Origin of the sequence: Rhizobium sp. Root708 (genome assembly GCF_001429725.1) — a bacterium.
GTDB lineage: Bacteria > Pseudomonadota > Alphaproteobacteria > Rhizobiales > Rhizobiaceae > Rhizobium.
Map to the genome: position 1 here is coordinate 58,250 of NZ_LMHV01000004.1, position 16,462 is coordinate 74,711.

General features: G+C 59.9%; 15 protein-coding genes and 1 other RNA gene. 11 read left to right on the forward strand and 5 right to left on the reverse strand.

Annotated elements, in window-relative coordinates:
- Positions 1 to 13: 13 nt before the first annotated feature.
- Together ASE04_RS04375 and ASE04_RS04380 are read right to left on the reverse strand one after the other, a co-directional pair.
- Complete coding sequence (locus ASE04_RS04375) at positions 14 to 682, reverse strand: class I SAM-dependent methyltransferase (protein ID WP_056812590.1); 669 nt, start codon at positions 680 to 682, stop codon at positions 14 to 16.
- Positions 679 to 1,923: a DUF3419 family protein gene (locus tag ASE04_RS04380; protein WP_056812593.1), complete on the reverse strand. Its 1,245-nt coding sequence runs from the start codon at positions 1,921 to 1,923 to the stop codon at positions 679 to 681. The genes ASE04_RS04375 and ASE04_RS04380 overlap by 4 nt, the downstream gene beginning before the upstream one ends.
- Before the next feature lie 178 nt (positions 1,924 to 2,101).
- Between ASE04_RS04380 and ASE04_RS04385 the strand changes: the two genes are divergently transcribed.
- Positions 2,102 to 3,487 carry a serine hydrolase domain-containing protein gene (locus ASE04_RS04385; protein WP_056812595.1) on the forward strand — a complete coding sequence of 462 codons (1,386 nt, stop codon included), beginning with the start codon at positions 2,102 to 2,104 and terminating at the stop codon, positions 3,485 to 3,487.
- A gap of 7 nt (positions 3,488 to 3,494) precedes the next feature.
- On the opposite strand, the gene ASE04_RS04390 is transcribed toward ASE04_RS04385, so the two are convergent.
- The 3 genes from ASE04_RS04390 to ASE04_RS04400 all read right to left on the reverse strand — a co-directional run bounded on the left by ASE04_RS04390 (position 3,495) and on the right by ASE04_RS04400 (position 6,425).
- A complete protein-coding gene (locus ASE04_RS04390; RefSeq protein WP_056812598.1) occupies positions 3,495 to 4,406 on the reverse strand; it encodes a lytic transglycosylase domain-containing protein in 912 nt (303 codons plus the stop codon).
- Between the two features lie 114 nt (positions 4,407 to 4,520).
- Positions 4,521 to 5,156, reverse strand: a complete 636-nt coding sequence (locus tag ASE04_RS04395) for a LysE family translocator (RefSeq protein WP_056812600.1) — start codon at positions 5,154 to 5,156, stop codon at positions 4,521 to 4,523.
- A 57-nt stretch (positions 5,157 to 5,213) separates the two neighbouring features.
- On the reverse strand, positions 5,214 to 6,425 hold the full coding sequence (locus ASE04_RS04400; RefSeq protein ID WP_056812602.1) for a pyrophosphate--fructose-6-phosphate 1-phosphotransferase: 1,212 nt from the start codon (positions 6,423 to 6,425) through the stop codon (positions 5,214 to 5,216).
- Positions 6,426 to 6,802: 377 nt separating this feature from the next.
- On the opposite strand from ASE04_RS04400, the gene ASE04_RS04405 reads away from it, so the two are divergent.
- From ASE04_RS04405 to ASE04_RS04445, 10 genes are all read left to right on the forward strand, one after another.
- A complete protein-coding gene (locus ASE04_RS04405; RefSeq protein ID WP_056813136.1) occupies positions 6,803 to 7,510 on the forward strand; it encodes a J domain-containing protein in 708 nt (235 codons plus the stop codon).
- Positions 7,507 to 8,268, forward strand: a complete 762-nt coding sequence (locus ASE04_RS04410; RefSeq protein ID WP_056812605.1) for an N-acetylmuramoyl-L-alanine amidase — start codon at positions 7,507 to 7,509, stop codon at positions 8,266 to 8,268. Before ASE04_RS04405 ends, ASE04_RS04410 begins: the two co-directional genes overlap by 4 nt.
- Positions 8,269 to 8,531: 263 nt before the next feature.
- Entirely contained in the window at positions 8,532 to 9,092 is a 561-nt protein-coding gene (locus ASE04_RS04415; RefSeq protein WP_056812607.1) for a lytic transglycosylase domain-containing protein, read from the forward strand.
- 98 nt (positions 9,093 to 9,190) lie between these two features.
- Positions 9,191 to 10,378: an NAD(P)/FAD-dependent oxidoreductase gene (locus ASE04_RS04420; RefSeq protein WP_056812611.1), complete on the forward strand. Its 1,188-nt coding sequence runs from the start codon at positions 9,191 to 9,193 to the stop codon at positions 10,376 to 10,378.
- Between the two features lie 9 nt (positions 10,379 to 10,387).
- Positions 10,388 to 11,563, forward strand: a complete 1,176-nt coding sequence (locus ASE04_RS04425) for an NAD(P)/FAD-dependent oxidoreductase (protein WP_056812614.1) — start codon at positions 10,388 to 10,390, stop codon at positions 11,561 to 11,563.
- A 54-nt stretch (positions 11,564 to 11,617) separates the two neighbouring features.
- Positions 11,618 to 12,017, forward strand: an RNA gene (gene rnpB / locus ASE04_RS05365) — RNase P RNA component class A.
- A 775-nt stretch (positions 12,018 to 12,792) separates the two neighbouring features.
- Positions 12,793 to 13,233 (forward strand): division/cell wall cluster transcriptional repressor MraZ, encoded by a 441-nt coding sequence (gene mraZ / locus ASE04_RS04430; protein WP_056813139.1) that lies wholly within the window; start codon positions 12,793 to 12,795, stop codon positions 13,231 to 13,233.
- A 14-nt stretch (positions 13,234 to 13,247) separates the two neighbouring features.
- The gene (gene rsmH, locus ASE04_RS04435) at positions 13,248 to 14,273 is read left to right on the forward strand and encodes a 16S rRNA (cytosine(1402)-N(4))-methyltransferase RsmH (protein WP_056812617.1); all 1,026 of its coding nucleotides are present in this window, start codon (positions 13,248 to 13,250) and stop codon (positions 14,271 to 14,273) included.
- Position 14,274: 1 nt separating this feature from the next.
- Entirely contained in the window at positions 14,275 to 14,682 is a 408-nt protein-coding gene (ftsL, locus tag ASE04_RS04440; protein ID WP_056812620.1) for a cell division protein FtsL, read from the forward strand.
- 2 nt (positions 14,683 to 14,684) lie between these two features.
- Positions 14,685 to 16,436 carry a peptidoglycan D,D-transpeptidase FtsI family protein gene (locus tag ASE04_RS04445; RefSeq protein ID WP_056812624.1) on the forward strand — a complete coding sequence of 584 codons (1,752 nt, stop codon included), beginning with the start codon at positions 14,685 to 14,687 and terminating at the stop codon, positions 16,434 to 16,436.
- Positions 16,437 to 16,462: the final 26 nt, after the last annotated feature.

Genomic DNA, 16,462 nt, shown 5'->3' on the forward strand with positions numbered 1-16,462 from the left:
TTCAAGCAAAATATTAGCGCGCCTTAATAATCGTTGCGCGCCACGCATAGCCCCGGGCGATCGTGCCGAACACAAAGGCTGCTCCATCCTCCGCCGCCTTGGCCTCCAGGATGCCGCGGAGATCGGCTCTCGGGCTCACATGAAACTTGGTCAGCCAGGATTGCAGCATCGCGCGAAACCAGCGAGGAAGGCCTTCCTGCTGCCCGAAATCGACAACGTGAAGCTGCCCGCCGGGGTTGAGCGCTGCGAGGGCCGCGTCGACGGCGCGCTCCCAGTCAGGGATCATCGACAATGCGTAGGAGATCAGGATCCGGTCAAATCCAGGCACGCCGAATTCGCGCGGCGTGAAATTCGTTGCATCGGCTACGCGGAACTCGGCCGAGGCTCCCTTTGACTCGAACGTGTTGCGCGCCGAGATCAGCATTTCCTGGGAGATGTCGAAGCCGTAGAGCTTGCTGCTGCGGTAACGTTGATGTGCCAGAGCGAGGTTGCGTCCCGTGCCGCAGGCAACTTCGAGAAGGCTGCCGCCGCTTGGCACATGTAGCTCGCGGATGGTCTGGTCGCGACCGAGCAGATAATATTTCCGCGTGAGATCATAGATGTGCCGCTGGTAGCGATACATGCCGTCCATCAGGGCCGCGTGGTTGGCCGAGCCCGCTGTTGCGGTATCCGCTTCGCTCATGGGGTTTTTCCATAGATATGGAAGCCGCCGTAGATCGCCGAGCGGTCAAGCGCGGTCAGCGCCAGCGAACGTTCCTCGAGATAGGTCCACTGCTCGCGGATAGCAGGCGAGAGGCGGCCTTCGATGATGCTCTTTTCGGCTGCCGTGCGGAAAATCACGCGTGCGCCTTCGCGGGCCGTGCGGGTGATTTCCGACCACAGGTCGTTCAACTGCTGATCCGTCATCCAGTCCTGCGCGTCGAGGAGGACGTATCGGTCGCGCGATGCGGCCGGTTCGGAAGACAGCAGCTCGGTGAAGCTCGCGTGGTGAACGCTTACGCGGTCGACATTGGCGCGAATGGCGTCGTAGTGCTCCGCCTTCAGATAGGTCGGCAGCGGGCCTTCACCGTTGGGCGCGTAGCGTCGTCCGAATGCCTGCCAGGCGAAGTAGTTGTCGTGCATCGGGAAATGACAGGCGAGCTTTTCGAGACGGTGTCTCAGGACAGGCGCGATCGAATTATCGGCCGTCAGGCTTGCCAGCTCATCATACTGCTGCGGCGGAATGCCAAGGCCGAAGAGCGAGCTCTTCTGGCTGGTGATCCAGCGGACGACCGGCTTTTCGAACAGCGGGGCGATCTTGTCGTCGAAGAACTGCCGTTGTTCGCGCAGCGAGCGCGTCTTCGTCATCTCGGTCAGGTCGATGCCGTGGAGGCGGGCCAGCAAGTGCGCCGCACCGATGAAACGTCCGAGCAGGCCGGTCTTGTAGAGGTTTCTGTCGAATACCGTGATCCGGCGGCGGCCGTACTTGCGCCCGTTCCAGTAGTCACGGGTCGCGTCGTCGAGGTTGGCGGCCAAAAAGCGGTCGAATGCCTGGCTGTTCGAGGCCTCGTAGGGAACCGCGAGGAATCGGACCAGATCGGCATGTGCGGGGAGATGGCTGAAAGCGCCGAGCTTGAGACGGTTCAGCGCGATGTGGTGAGGGTTGAGGTCGACCACATCGATCGATGCCGGGCTTTGCGACAGGTAGGCCAGCATGTTGCAGCCGCCGGAGCCGATCGTGACGATGCGATGGTGCGGTTGCAGTTCCATCGCTTCCATGTCGAGATCGGGATCTTCCCAGATTTGCGGGTAGACGAGACCAGAAAACAGGAGGCCGAACAGGCGCTCCGACAAGCCGTCCTTCGAAAGCGCCTTGTGGCGGAGGAGAGCTGCCTTGAGTTTCCGGTTCTTGCGGAAGCCGGCATCCGGTGCAAATTCCGTCATGTGAGTCTTTCACCCTTTTAGCGTTCAGGGCGTTTAGCCTGCGGGCGCTACAGTTTGATGACGCAGCCTGTGGGAGACCTGGTTGCCGGAAAATGGCAGTCACAGAAAGTGTTCGGGGAAGGGGCTTTCCCGGTCGATTTTTTCCTGCTTCTCTAGCGGCTGGAGTGGAGGGGCGGTCATGGGGTTTATGATGCGTATCGTCAGGAGCTTGGCGGTTCTCGCCGGAGCTGCCGTCGTCGCGGGTGCGGCATGGCTGCACTTCAAGCCACCGGAACTGCTGCGGGTCGGAGATGGCTACGCGGCCAAGATTGTGTGCTCAAACGTGTTCATTGCCGGTCGGGACCCGAAGGAAGTGCTTGCCGATGATGTGCAAGCGCCCGGAAACCCCTTGCTGCGGCTCATTCGCGTAGACGTCGACCGTGAGCAGAAGCGGGTTGCGGCGCGCATTTTGGGGCTGTTTGCACCGAATTATGCGATGTATCGCGGGGCTTTCGGTTGCACGACGGTTCCGGATGGTAATTTTGCGGCTGCGCAAAAGGCCTTGCCTGACGAACCGGGCGTGTCTCAGGCGGCGAGCACGGCCTCGTGGCCGACGGGCGATGACGTGGCCGCCACAGCCGACGGCAGCGTCACCGCATTGCTGACCCGCCAGGACCTTGTCGGCCCGAACATGCGTGCGGTGGTCGTGGTCCATGACGGGCGCATTCTCGCGGAGGCCTATGGTGCCGGATTCGGCCCGAATACGCCGCTGCTTGGCTGGTCGATGACCAAGACGGTGAATGCTGCGATCCTGGGCACGCTGATGTCGAAGGGAAGCATCCGGCTTGATGAAGCCAAGCTGTTGCCGCAGTGGAGCGGGGACGACCGGGCGGCGATCACGCTCGCAAATCTTCTCGGCATGGAGAGCGGCCTGCGGTTCAACGAGAATTACGGCGCCGTCTCCGACGTGACCCGTATGCTTTATCTCGATCCCGACCAGACGGCGCTTCCGGCGGGTCGTTCGCGCAAGTACGAGCCCGGCACGACCTTCAACTATTCAAGCGGCACGTCTGTGCTCATCTCGAGGATCTGGATGGATCGTATCGGCGACCAGCGCGCAGCGCTCGACTACCCGCGCCAGGCGCTCTTCGCTCCGTTGGGGATGTCCAGTGCCGTGTTCGAAACCGACGCCCGCGGCACGTTCTCCGGCGGCTCCTATCTCTATGCGACCGCGAGGGACTGGGCCCGATTCGGCCAATTCATCCTGCAGGACGGTGTTTGGAACGGCGAGAGACTGCTGCCGGAGGGGTTCGTCGGAATGATGCGGCAAGGCACGCGGTCGTCCGATGGTGCCTATTCACAGATGCAGACCTGGGTCCGGCTGCCGGGAGCCGCTGACAACGAGGCAATTGGCATTCCGTCGGATGCGTTCTGGATGGAGGGGCATGACGGCCAGAGCATTGCCGTCGTTCCGTCGGCCAAGCTGGTCGTCGTTCGGCTCGGGCTTACGCCACGCGCGTTCAACTATACGCCGCAACCATTGCTGAAAGAGGTCGTGGCGGCGCTATCTGGCGCCGCTGGATAGGGAGACGTCAGTAGTTGCCCTGAGCAACGTCGTTCATGCCCTTGCGCTTGGCATCGTAATAATAGCCGCGAGCATAGAGGCGGACGGCATCGTCTTCGCTGCTGTCCGATACCAGCCAGGCGCCGCGCAGGTACTTTGCGGCATACTTGACGTTGGTTTCGGCGTCGAAAAGACCTGCCGGCTGGCCGTCATAGCCCATCGATTTGGCAGTGTTGTACTTGATCTGCATGAGACCAAAGTATCCGCGCTTGTTATAGGCCTTCGGATTGTACCGGCTTTCGCGATGGACGACGCGATGCAGCAGCGAGGCCGGAACCTGGTAGATCTTGGAATACTTCTCGATGATCTTGGTGATCTCGCTCTTTTCGACCGTGGGAGCGCCGTCGTCGGTGTCGTCATCGCTGAACATCGGAGGCGCGGTCGGCGGATCCATCGGGCCCGAGGTATCGAAGCCATAATCCATCATCGGATGCGGTGTCGTGTCGATGATCGACAACGCGGCGACCGCGCCGTTCTGCGGGGTGGCCGCAAAGGCGAGCTGCGTCGACGGAGACGGCGTGCCCGGACGCGGGGTCGGGACAACGGACTGAATGGCCGTCATTTCAGGTGTCAGGGGAATTTGTGCGTAAGCGGCCGGTTCGACCTGCTGAGCGGCATCGGTCGCAGGCATGGCTGCGGTCGCGACGGAAGGAGCGGGCTGGTCGATACCGGCAACAGTCGCGGCTTGCGCGCCTTCAGCGGCCGGTACGGCTGCCATGGTTGCGTCTTCGCCCGGGCGCGGCGTCGGAACGACGACCTGTACCGCGGTCAATTCAGCCTGTGAGGTGTATTCGACGCTGGAGCATCCAGTGGCCACGCCGCACAGCATCGTAGAGACGATGAGGCCGCGTTTAAGGCCGGAAAATCCGTTCGCTACCATACTCTCACTTTCGTGAAACGCGCCGCCCCGGCAGCGTCAAAAGTTACCAAGAACCTTATGCCCTGATTTGCCAATTAACCTATTCGTTGCTTTTCGGCAACCCGCCGAAAATATTCACGCTGCAATTCGACGATATCCGGCCGTTACGGCGCCTGCCGCGATCAGCAAAGTGCCGCCCGTGCGGTTGACGGCGCGCTGGACGCTCGCCTTGCGAATGAGGCCGCGCGCGGCATGTGCGGCGAGCGCATACGTCGAGGCGTTGATGGTGGCCAGCACCAGGAAGGTGGCCTCCATGACGAGCATCTGGTTGACGAAGGGGAGGGCCGGATTGAGGAACTGCGGAACGAAGGCGACGAAGAAGACGATGCTCTTCGGATTGAGCGCGGTCACAACATAGGCATGAAGAAAGATCTTGAGGGATTTCTCTTCAGGAAGATTGTCGTTGTCAGCCAGCGGACCGGAGACGATCGGGGCGCGCCACAGCTTGATGCCAAGCCATATCAGATACGCTCCACCGATCCATTTCAGGGTCGTGAACAGCGCCGCCGACGTGGCAAGCAGCGCGCCCAGTCCGAAGAGGGAGGCCGTCATCGCGGTGAAATCACCGAGCGCTACGCCGGTTACCGTCGCAAATGCCGTCTTCCGCCCATGGCCCATCGCATAGGAGACGACGAGCAATATCGTCGGCCCCGGGATGGCAAGCATGATGGCGGATGCGGCAGCGAAAGCAAACCAGGCTTCGAGCGACATGACGACTCCTCCTATTCCTCAGAAACAAGCAAAGACACCATATCTACCTTGCGTCAATCATGCTGCCTTGTATTTCTGGCCGATCGTCGTCATCACGTCATCGAACCACTTCGTGGATACGTCGAAAGGCTTGCCTCCCTTGATTCGGGGAAACTCGATCGTGCGAAGCTTGCCGCCCTGGCCCTCGTCGTGGCCGGTCACGCCCGACACCTTGTTGAGGGCGCTCTCGACGGCAAGGTCGGTCATGCTCTGGATAAGGCGCAGGTCGTCGGCGTTGGCGGGCGCGGAGCGCGCGAAGTAGCCCGACTTCTGGACGAGCGAGCGTTCGGCGTTGAGGAGGCTCGCAAACTGCTTCTGGAACCAGCCGCCGACGTTGATCGTATCGATCTTCACGTGGCCGAATGCGTCGCGCTTGACGGTTTCGCCGGCAGCCTCGCGCTCGGCGACGATGGCATCGAGGCATGCGCCTTCGGAAACGAACACCGTGGCGTATCCGGTGCGATCCATGACTTCCTTCAGGCGAGCAGCTTCCTTCTCCAGATCGAACGCGAGCTCAGGCAGATAGACCGCGTTGATGCTCTTCATTCCAGCGTTGGTCATCAGGCCATCGACATATTCGTTATGCTGGTTGCGCTGAAGGTAGGCGCGTGCCGTCGCAGCCGTCAGCCAGCCGCAATGGCGGCCCATGACCTCGTGGATAATAAGAGTGCGCGGGGCCGCGGTCTGCTCGTTGCTGACGTTGTCGAAGAAATGGGCGCCGACTTCCGCTGCCGTCCAGGCGCCAAGCGACTGCTTGATCGGCACGACGTCGTTGTCGACCGTCTTCGGAAGGCCGACGACGGTGAGATTGTAGCCGTTGGCGGCAAGATAGGCAGCAAGATCAGCGGCTGTCGTGTTCGTATCGTCACCGCCGATCGTATGCAGGATCGAAATGCCATCGTTTGCGAGACGTTCGGCGGCGACGCGAAGTGGGTTTTCGCCTTCCTTGACCAGACCGCGCTTCACGCAGTCGGCGGCGTTGGTCAGCTTCACGCGGCTGTTGCCGATCGGCGAGCCGCCGTAGCGGTGCAGCAGCGCGGCTTTTTCGCGCATCTGCGGTGTGATCGCGATGCTGTCGCCGAGCAGAACGCCCTGATATCCGGATTTGTAGGCGATGAGTTCGATATCAGGCGCGACGTCGCTATATCGCTCGATAAGACCGCCAACCGCGGATGACAGACATGGTGCCAGGCCTCCAGCCGTGAGCATTGCGACTTTCTGTTTGGCCATGATCCCTCCGCCTTCCATTTCAACGCGTCCGCGTGCTTTAGGTAACGCATGGATGCGGCAGGGAAAGGGCGCTGTAAAGTGTTGTTTTCATGAAAAACGGACCGTATCCGGCGGCTTACGGTACAACAACGCGGGAAGAGCGGATATAATCGGTTCAAGCGCAGGCTGCTCGAAAAGAACTATTGTGGAAATCGGATCCGGCGGCGCTCTTTCGTGCCTCGTTCGTTGATTTTCCGATGCCGCCGGAAAACCATTCGGGCGTTCTGACCGTACAGAAATGTGAAAGGTGTTTTCGGTGGTACGACCAATCGTCGCCTTGCAAACCCGCCTTTTATTTGGTCAAGGTGACATTTGTTTTGATTAGGCGAGAGGCCTCGATGTCCTTTTGGGAAAAATTGCTCAACGCGATCGGCAACACTGCCGGGAATGCGCTTTCGGCGGTCGTTGAAGCAATCCGCACGGTTTTCGAGGGAGACCCCGAGACCCGCCGGAAGGTCGCGTTCTCCGTTGCGATTATCGCGTTGTCAGCCAAGATGGCGAAAGCCGACGGCATCGTCAGCGAGAAGGAAGTTAATGCCTTTCGCGAGATATTCGAGTTTCCCCCGGATCAGGCGACGAACGTCGCGCGTCTTTATAATCTCGCGCGCCAGGACGTTGCCGGTTACGGAGCCTATGCCGAGCGCCTGTCTACGCTGTGCGTGACCTGCGCCGCGAATTGCCCCGTGCTCGAGGAGGTCCTGGACGGGCTCTTCCATATCGCCAAGGCCGACGGTCTGATCCATGAGAAGGAAATGGCGTTCCTGGCGCACGTCGCCGAAATCTTCCATATGAGCGAAGAACGCTTCGACCGGATCGCGGCGCGTCATGTTTCCATGGGACGCGATCCGTACAAGGTGCTCGGGGTTTCGCCTTCGGATGATTTCAGCACGATCAGGCGTCGCTATCACGGTCTGGTCAGCGAGCATCATCCCGATCGGTTGATCTCCCGCGGCGTGCCGACCGAGTTCCATGCGATCGCGAACGAACGCATGGCGGCGCTGAACGCCGCTTATGAAGCGATCGAGAAGGAACGTCGCGCCGCATGACCTCGTTCGAGGCTGACTTCAAGAAGGCGATCGTTCAGGCATCCCCGAACCATGGCGAACGCGTCGATGCGCGCGTACCTGATCTGATCATTCTCCATTATACGGGCATGCCGACCTCCGAAGGGGCGCTCGACTGGCTCTGTCGCGAGGAAAGCCAGGTCTCCAGCCATTACTTCGTGCGGGAAAACGGCGAGGTGCTGCAGCTCGTTCCCGAAAGCCGGCGCGCGTGGCACGCCGGCAAGAGCATCTGGCGCGGCGAGAGCGATATCAACTCACGTTCCATCGGGATCGAGATTGCCAATGCCGGTCATCCCGGCGGGTTGCCCGCCTATCCGCAGGCGCAGATCGATGCGGTGATCGAATTGTGTCTCGATTGTGGCAATCGTTGGTCAATTGTGCCCGAAAGAGTGCTTGGGCACTCCGATATTGCGCCCCGGCGCAAGCTCGATCCGGGCGAAAATTTTCCATGGGCGGAGCTTTTTAGGGCTGGTGTCGGGCACTGGGTCGAGCCTGCCGGCATCACCGGTGGAAGATTTTTCCAACGGGGCGATAGTGGGCAGCCCATCGAGGCGCTGCAGTCGATGCTGTCACTCTACGGCTACGGAACTGACATCACAGGCGAATTTTCCGATAAGATGGCCGGTGAGATTGAGGCGTTTCAGCGCCATTTCCGCCCTCAGCGCGTCGATGGAATAGCCGATTTTTCGACGATCGACACGCTGCACAGATTGCTGGCGGCGTTGCCTCATTACTCCTGATCGCAAGCCTCTTATGAAACGCCGAACCTCCCCAGATTTTGGGAGTTCGGCGGCTTGCCACATCATTTCCCTATTATCTCCTCATTGCGATGGTCTAAAGCCGCTCGCTGAACGGCGCCAGATGCTTAGTTTGGGTGATATAGCTGGCGTAAAATTGAACAACGACGAATACCAAGGATGAGTTCCGAAATTCATCTTCTAGTTTTCTGCGCAATGCTTTTGACTGCGTCAGGAAAGTCGTTTGATCGGAGTAATTAGACTACATGAGAAAGTTTATTTCTGCTGTGGTGTGCGCGTGCACACTGCTGATGGGATTCAATTCCGCTTTTGCTGGCGACTGGGGCAACAAGTCTAAGCAGACCTTACCTTTGAAGACCGTCAACCGGACCACCGGCTTCGCGGTTCCAAATATCGAAACCAAGGGCAAAGGCGCGGTTATTCCGAATACCGATACCAAGGGCAAATACTCCGCCATCATCGTCAAGTATGCCAAGCAGTATGACGTTCCTGTAGAACTTGCCCGTGCGGTCGTCCGCGTCGAGAGCAATTTCAATCCGAATGCACGCGGCAGCGCCGGTGAAATCGGCCTCATGCAGATCAAGCCGGCGACGGCAAAGATGATGGGCTACGCTGGCTCCAAGAAGGGTCTCTTCGATCCCGATACCAACATCAAGTATGGCATGAAGTATCTCGCGGCCGCGCATCATCTCGGCGGTGGCGAAACTTGCGATACCATCCTCAAGTACAATGCCGGCCATGGCGCCACGCGCATGAACCCGGTCTCCAAGGCCTACTGCGGCAAAGTCCTGGCAATGCTGGACTGACGTCCGGAAACGCTTATCGGTGAATCACTTCCGGCGCGCACTTAATAATATGAATCAACGCGGTGCGCGTGCTATCTGACCTCGGAACGAGGTGAGACATGGCAGTCGATTTCAAGGTGATCGTGATCGGTCGGGGTATGATGGGCGCGGCCGCGGCCCGCCATCTGTCCGGGATGATCGACGGCGTTGCGCTGATCGGTCCGGGCGAACCCTCTGACCGCAAGAGTCACCACGGCGTTTTCGCCAGCCATTACGACGAGGCGCGCATCACGCGCACCTTCGACGACAATATGGTCTGGGCAACGCTCGCAGATCGATCGCTCGATCGCTATGCCGATATCGAGGCAAGGAGCGGCATCTCTTTCTTTTCGGAAGTCGGATGCCTGTTTGCCGGTCCGAAGCCACGGGCCGGCGAGGGGTACCTTGGGCGGGCGCTTGATGTCGCCGGCGCGCTCGATCTCGATGTCGAGACGCTGGATCCGGCTACGCTGCACGGGCGCTTCCCGCAATTCAACATCGACGGGTCTTTCCAGGGGTTTTTCCAGGGAAGGCGGGCCGGTCATATCAATCCGCGTGCATTGGTGCGGGCGCAGACAGCGCTCGCGCAGGCCGGCGGGGTGGACGTTATCGATGCGACGGTGACCGGCGTCCGCGATGTCGGTTCGTGCGTCGAGGTCGATGTCACCGGCAAGACTTACAGTGCCGAGCGCGTGCTCGTGGCCGCCGGCGGATTCACGAATTTCAACAATCTGCTTCCTTTGCCTGTCGACGTTCGCGTGGCGGCACGGACTGTCGTCTTCTTCGAGTTGGGCGAACGCGAACTGGAACTCTTCGGATCCATGCCGTCGACTATCGTCTTCGGCGAAACCGATGACGATCACGTCTACATTCTTCCGCCGGTCCGTTATCCCGACGGCAAGACATATCTCAAGCTTGGCGGGGACACCGAAGCCCAGGTCTTCGATAGTCTTGATTCCGCTGGCGAATGGTTCCGCTCCGAGGGCAATCTTTCCGAACGCGAGATCATCGCCGCCACCGCGCAAGCACTGATGCCCGGCCTTGCAGGGCGCCCGATCACCTCTGCTTCTTGTGTCGCGACTTTCACGAGAACCGCTTATCCCTATGCCGGGTTCACGGCATCATCCCGCATTGCCGTTCTGACCGGCGGCAATTTCGTTGCCGCCAAATCCAGTGACGAGATAGGACGGCTTGGAGCCGTGCTGATGACAGACGGAGCGCTCGGACCGGAGAATTTCGGCGAGCAACTGACGCCAGTTTTTCGGTGAGGGGATCGCATGGCCGTTGATTTCAAATGTATCGTCGTCGGGCGCGGCATGATGGGGGCTGCAGCCGCAAGGCATCTGGCGCGACAGTCGGACGGTGTGGCCGTGATCGGGCCTGACGAGCCCGTCGATCGCAAGGGCCATGACGGGGTCTTCGCCAGTCACTATGACGAGGGCCGGATTACCCGCTCTATCGACCGCGATCCGACATGGGCCTTGCTCGCCCACCGTTCGATCGCACGCTATGGCGAGATTGCCGAAAGCAGCGGCATCGACTTCTATACCGAAGCGGGCTGCATGATCGCGGCTCCCGAGGGGAGCGATTACCTTGTAAGGACGCGACAGGCCGCAGAGCGCCTGGGTGTCGAGACGGCAATGCTCGATCCCGCCGCTATGGCATCGCAATTTCCTCAGTTTGCATTTCCGGATCTGACGTGTGGGATATTCGAGGCACGCGGAGCAGGTTACATCAGCCCACGCAAGCTCGTGAAGGCACAGTCGCTGCTGGCCGAGAAGGCGGGCGCATCAATCGTGCGGGACTTCGTCGTTTCGATCAATCAGCAGGGCGGTGCCGCCGTTGTCGAGACTGCCGGTGGCAGCCAATTCACGGCCGAGAAGGTCCTGCTCGCCGCCGGCGGGTTTTCCATTTCCGAGAATCTGTTGCGGCCGTCTGTTGATATGTCGGTTAAGGGGCGGACCGTCGCTCTGTTTGAGGTGGACGAGGAAGACGCATCGCTCTTTGCGGGAATGCCCTCCCTCATCCTCGACGCACCCGGGATCGACATCTACCTTTTGCCGCCGATCCGCTATCCCGACGGCAAGCTCTATCTGAAGATCGGGGGCGATCCTGACGATCATGTGTTGCGCAGCGATAGTGAACTCCGAACCTGGTTCCGGACGGAGGGGCGTGAGGTCGCACGAGACCATCTCACCCGGATCGTTGCCGATCTCGTCCCAAAGCTGCGGCCGCGCTCGGTATCGTCGGCCGCGTGCGCCGTCTCGCATACGCCAAGCGGCCTTCCGATGATCGGCTACACGGCATCGCCTGAGATTGCGGTTCTCACAGGCTGCGCGGGCACCTCCGCCAAGAGCTCGGATGAGCTCGGCAGATTGGGTGCGGAGTTGCTTCTGCGCGGCGAAATCGGCGATCAGGGCTACGTCACCGACTTTCGTCCATATTTCCGGTAGTTGCCTGCGGAATTTCGGTGGCATTCGCAAACACTCTCCGTTAAGGGAGCGTTGTCAGTTGGCCGGGCAGCCGCGCTTTACCAATGCCGAAAGGCGGTAGGGTGAGGAAAGTCCGGGCTCCATGGAAACACGGTGCCGGATAACGTCCGGCGAGGGTGACCTCAGGGAAAGTGCCACAGAAAGCAAACCGCCGACGCCTTGGCGTCGGTAAGGGTGAAAGGGTGGGGTAAGAGCCCACCGCATTTCCGGTAACGGCGATGGCAAGGTAAACCCCACCGGGAGCAAGACCGAATAGGGATGACGCGGTAAGCGAAAGTTTGCCGGCCGGTTTCTAGGCCAGTCATCCGGGTGGGTTGCGTGAGGCGGCGTGTAAACGTCGTCCCAGAGGAATGGCTGCCACGTTCCGGTTTCGGCCGGAGCCATACAGAACCCGGCTTACAGGCCAACTGGCGATTTTTTTCCTGATGCTCGGTTCAGTGAGCGGTCTGCTTGTTGGGCAGACATTCGTCACAAATCGTGATGCTTGAAGAAAGCATAGACCAGCGCTTGAATGTCTTTCCGCAGGAAATGCATTGAATTTCCGCGGTCATTCCTTGCTTCGTCAGAGAAACCGGAGCGCCGGGTCTTTGTTTCAGCCCGTATAGAATTCCCTTCAATGTGAAGTTTGTCATGGGTGATACTCCGTGGCTTCTCTGTTTGTTCTCGAAGACGATATAATTCCGTCCTTTAATATTTCAATTGGCTAAAATACTATGTTTCATCCGTGAGAGTTCTGCGGCGTAGCCTTTAGTGGCTTCCACTTAATGATGGGAACGAATCCGGCTCATGAGGTCCTTCGTCCATTTGGCGTAGAGGCGCGAGAGAACGCAGCGGACGATGCTTCATTTTTAGACGGCTGGCGGTCTTTAATTCGCTGGTTCTCAGGCGGTGGATAACGGGCACTGGAGCTGATCCTAACCGTTTGTTAAACTTAACAGCTTATAAATTTCCGACGTGCGTTCGTCGCGAGACGGGCGTTTCCCATTGACGCCCATATGGACCCATGTTATCCCAATTAGGCACTGCACAAGGGCGATTTGATGCCCATTCATCGCAAAGTAGAGGCGTCTCCCTCAGTGGAGATGCTAGGCGGAGTTTGCTTCGCTTGGCTTGCGAGGCTGTGTCTGAGGGTGAGGGTCCCGGGCATCTGAATTTTGCTGGGGCTCTTTCGGAAACGGATGTTTCGTGTCATGAGCCGCTTCCTTTCACATGCGACCAACCGGATCGATTCCAAGGGCAGGGTTTCCGTGCCTGCGGCGTTTCGTTCCGTGCTGGCGCAGCGCAATATCCAGGAGCTGTACTGTTTCCAGGATTTTGTGTTTCCGGCGATCAGCATCGGCGGTTCGGATTTGCTGGAGCGGTTCGAGCGGCAGATTGCGTCAGAGGATCCGTTCTCGCCGGAGGCGAACCGGATGTCGCTTCTTGTTCATGGGGGCGGCGTCTTCATGAAGCTCGATGCGGAAGGGCGGTTGCTGGTCACGAACTTCGTTCGGGACTTTACCGGTATCGCGGACGAGGTGGCCTTCGTCGGTCGGGCGGATCATTTTCAGCTGTGGCAGCCCGAAGCGTTTCAGGCTGCTCAGGCAATGGCACGAGAGGGCCGCAAGCCGATTGGCGGGCGTCCCGGATAGGACAAGGGGACGGAATGGTGGCGAATCCTGGCGGAGGTTCATCTGATGCTGGCGGCGGACCGGTTCGACACATTCCAGTCCTTCTTGCCGAAGTGCTTGCGGCACTCGAGCCTGCTGCGGGCAAGGTCATTCTCGATGGCACCTTCGGTGCCGGCGGCTACACCTCGGCAATCCTTTCGGCGGGTGCCGATGTGATCGCGCTCGATCGCGATCCGACCGCGATCGCGGCGGGCGGTGCGATGGTGGCAGCCTCGGGCGGTCATCTTGCTCTGGTTCACTCCCAGTTCTCTCAGCTTGCCGAGCATGCCCCTGATTCTGGCCTCGATGGCGTAGTGCTCGATATCGGCGTCTCGTCGATGCAGATCGACGAAGCAGAGCGCGGTTTCTCCTTTCAGAAAAACGGCCCGCTCGACATGCGTATGTCGGGTGCAGGTGTCTCGGCCGCCGATGTCGTCAATCGCGCCAAGGTGGCTGATCTCATTCGCATTTTTCATTTTCTCGGCGAGGAGAGCCAGTCTCCCCGGATCGCGCATGCGATAGAGAAGCGTCGCCTTGAAAAGCCGTTCGAGACGACGCGGGACCTTGCCGGCCTGATCGAACTCGTCACGCCCCGCAAGATGAAGGACAAGATCCATCCTGCGACCCGTGTCTTTCAGGCGCTTCGTATTTTCGTCAACGACGAGTTGGGAGAGCTCGCTCAGGCGCTCTTCGCCGCCGAGCGTGCGCTGAAGCCCGGCGGGCGGCTGGTCGTCGTGACGTTCCACTCGCTTGAAGATCGTATCGTCAAGAAATTTTTCAGCGATCGTGCCGGCAAGGCGTCGGGGTCCCGGCATCTGCCGATCGCGCACGAGCGCGCCGCCACGTTCGAACCTGTCGGCAAGTCCATGGTTTCTGCGAGTGAAGCCGAGGCCGACGCGAATCCGCGCGCGCGCTCGGCAAAGCTGCGCGCCGGACGCCGGACCGACGCGCCGGCCGAACCGGCCGATCTTTCGATGTTCAGATTGCCCAACCTTGCAAGTCTCGGGAAGCTCGGAGCCTGATATGCTAAGAACCTTCGACCTTGTCCTGATTGGAGTGATGACCGCAGCGGCGGCCGTCACCTACACGATCAAGCATCGCGCTGAACTGAAGCTGGAAGAGGTTCATCGCCTCGAGGCAGAGATCAAGCTCGAGAAAGACACCATCGACCTGTTGAAGGCCGACTGGGCGCTGCTTTCGCAGCCGAACCGGCTTGAGCGTCTCGTCAACAACTATAATGGCGAGCTTCAGCTGCAGCCGACGCCTTCGACCTCGCTGGTTCATGCGCGCGAGCTGCCGATGCTGAAGTCGCAGGTTCCCGTTCCCGATATTACCGAAGCAAAAGCCGGCTCCGCCAAAAAGGCGAAGCCCGTTCCGGCTGTGCCCGAAGCCGAGGATGAGGATCTCATGGCAACCGGATCTGTGGAGTAGAGATGTCCTTTCTTTCACGTATCATGGTTTCGAAGAGCCAGGCCCACTTCTCCGCGGGCGGCTACAGCCGTAACGGCGGACCTTCGCAGCAGGTTCCCATCCAGGGATCGCGCAAGAAGCGGTCCGGACAGGCCAAGAGCCGCGTCGGTCTTCTGATCATCGGCTTCCTTGGGGTCTACGCCGTCATCGGCGGGCGCCTTGTGGAATACGCGCTGCGTGACCCTGATGTGGTCTCCAGCATTTTGCCGCCCGATCGCCTGATGGCGTCTCGCCCGGATATCCTTGATCGCAACGGCGAAGTGATGGCGACGGACATCCGGACGGTTTCGCTGTTTGCCGAACCGAACAAGGTTGTCGATCCCGACGAAGCTGTCGAAAAGCTGTCGACGGTTCTGCCGGATCTCGACATGAAGGGCACCTACAAGAAGCTTGCCAACAGAACCTCGCACTTCGCCTGGCTGCGTCGCCAGCTGACGCCGAAGCAGCAGAGCCAGATCCTGGCGCTCGGCATTCCGGGCATCGGCTTCCGCCCGGAAAAACGCCGTTTCTATCCGGGTGGTCCGACGGCCGCGCATATTCTCGGCTACGTCAACATCGACAACCGCGGCGTTGCGGGGATGGAAAAGTACATCGACGATCAGGGGCTTGCCGATCTTGCCTCGGTCGGCATGACCAGTGACCAGCCGCTTGAGCCGGTACGCCTTTCCATCGATGTCCGCGTTCAGAACATCGTTCGTGACGTCGTGGCAAACGCGGTCACCAACTACGAAGCGAAGGGCGCGGGCGCCGTGGTGCTCGACGTTCATACCGGCGAAGTTCTCGCCATGGCCTCGGCGCCGGATTTCGATCCGAACAATCCTCTGGAAGGCGCCAAGGAAGGCTGGCTGAACCGCATGTCGAACGGCACGTTCGAAATGGGCTCCACCTTCAAGACATTCTCGCTCGCCATGGCGCTCGACACCGGCAAGGTAAAGCTCACCGACAGCTTCGACGCAACGCAGCCTCTGCGCATCGGGGGCTTCACCATCCACGACTTCCACGGCCAGCGACGTTGGCTGACGCTGCCTGAAGTCTTCCAGTATTCGTCGAACGTCGGTACCGCCCGCATCATCGACATCGTCGGTATCGATGCGCAGAAGGACTACCTGACGAAGCTCGGCTTGCTGACCAGGATGAAGACCGAACTGCCTGAGGTGAAGATGCCGAGCCAGCCGAAGGTCTGGAAGAAGATCAACTCGGTGACGATCTCGTTCGGTCACGGTGTTTCCACGACGCCGCTGCAGACGGCGGTTGCCGGTGCGGCGCTCGTCAACGGGGGCAAGCTTATCGAGCCGACTTTCCTGCCGCGCAACCGCGAGCAGGCCGATGAAGTTGCTGAAGTTGTCGTCAAGAAGACGACCAGCGACGACGTCCGCTATCTCTTCAAGCTGAACGGTATCAAGGGTTCCGGCCGCAACGCCGATGTTCCCGGCTTCAACGTCGGGGGCAAGACCGGCACGGCCGACAAGGTCGTCAACGGCCGCTATGCGACGAACCTCAACTTCAACGCATTCCTCGCAGCGTTTCCGATCGACGATCCGAAGTATATCGTGCTGACTTTCTGCGACGAGCCACACAACGGCGAGAAGGGACAGAACATCGCCGCCTATACCGCTGCGCCGATGGTGAAGAACATCATTTCCCGCGCGGCGCCAATTCTCGGTGTGGAACCCAAGTTCGGTGACGACGGCTCGGCCATGTTGGTGTCTTATTAAGGCTGAATGAATGTCGAAGCCGATTC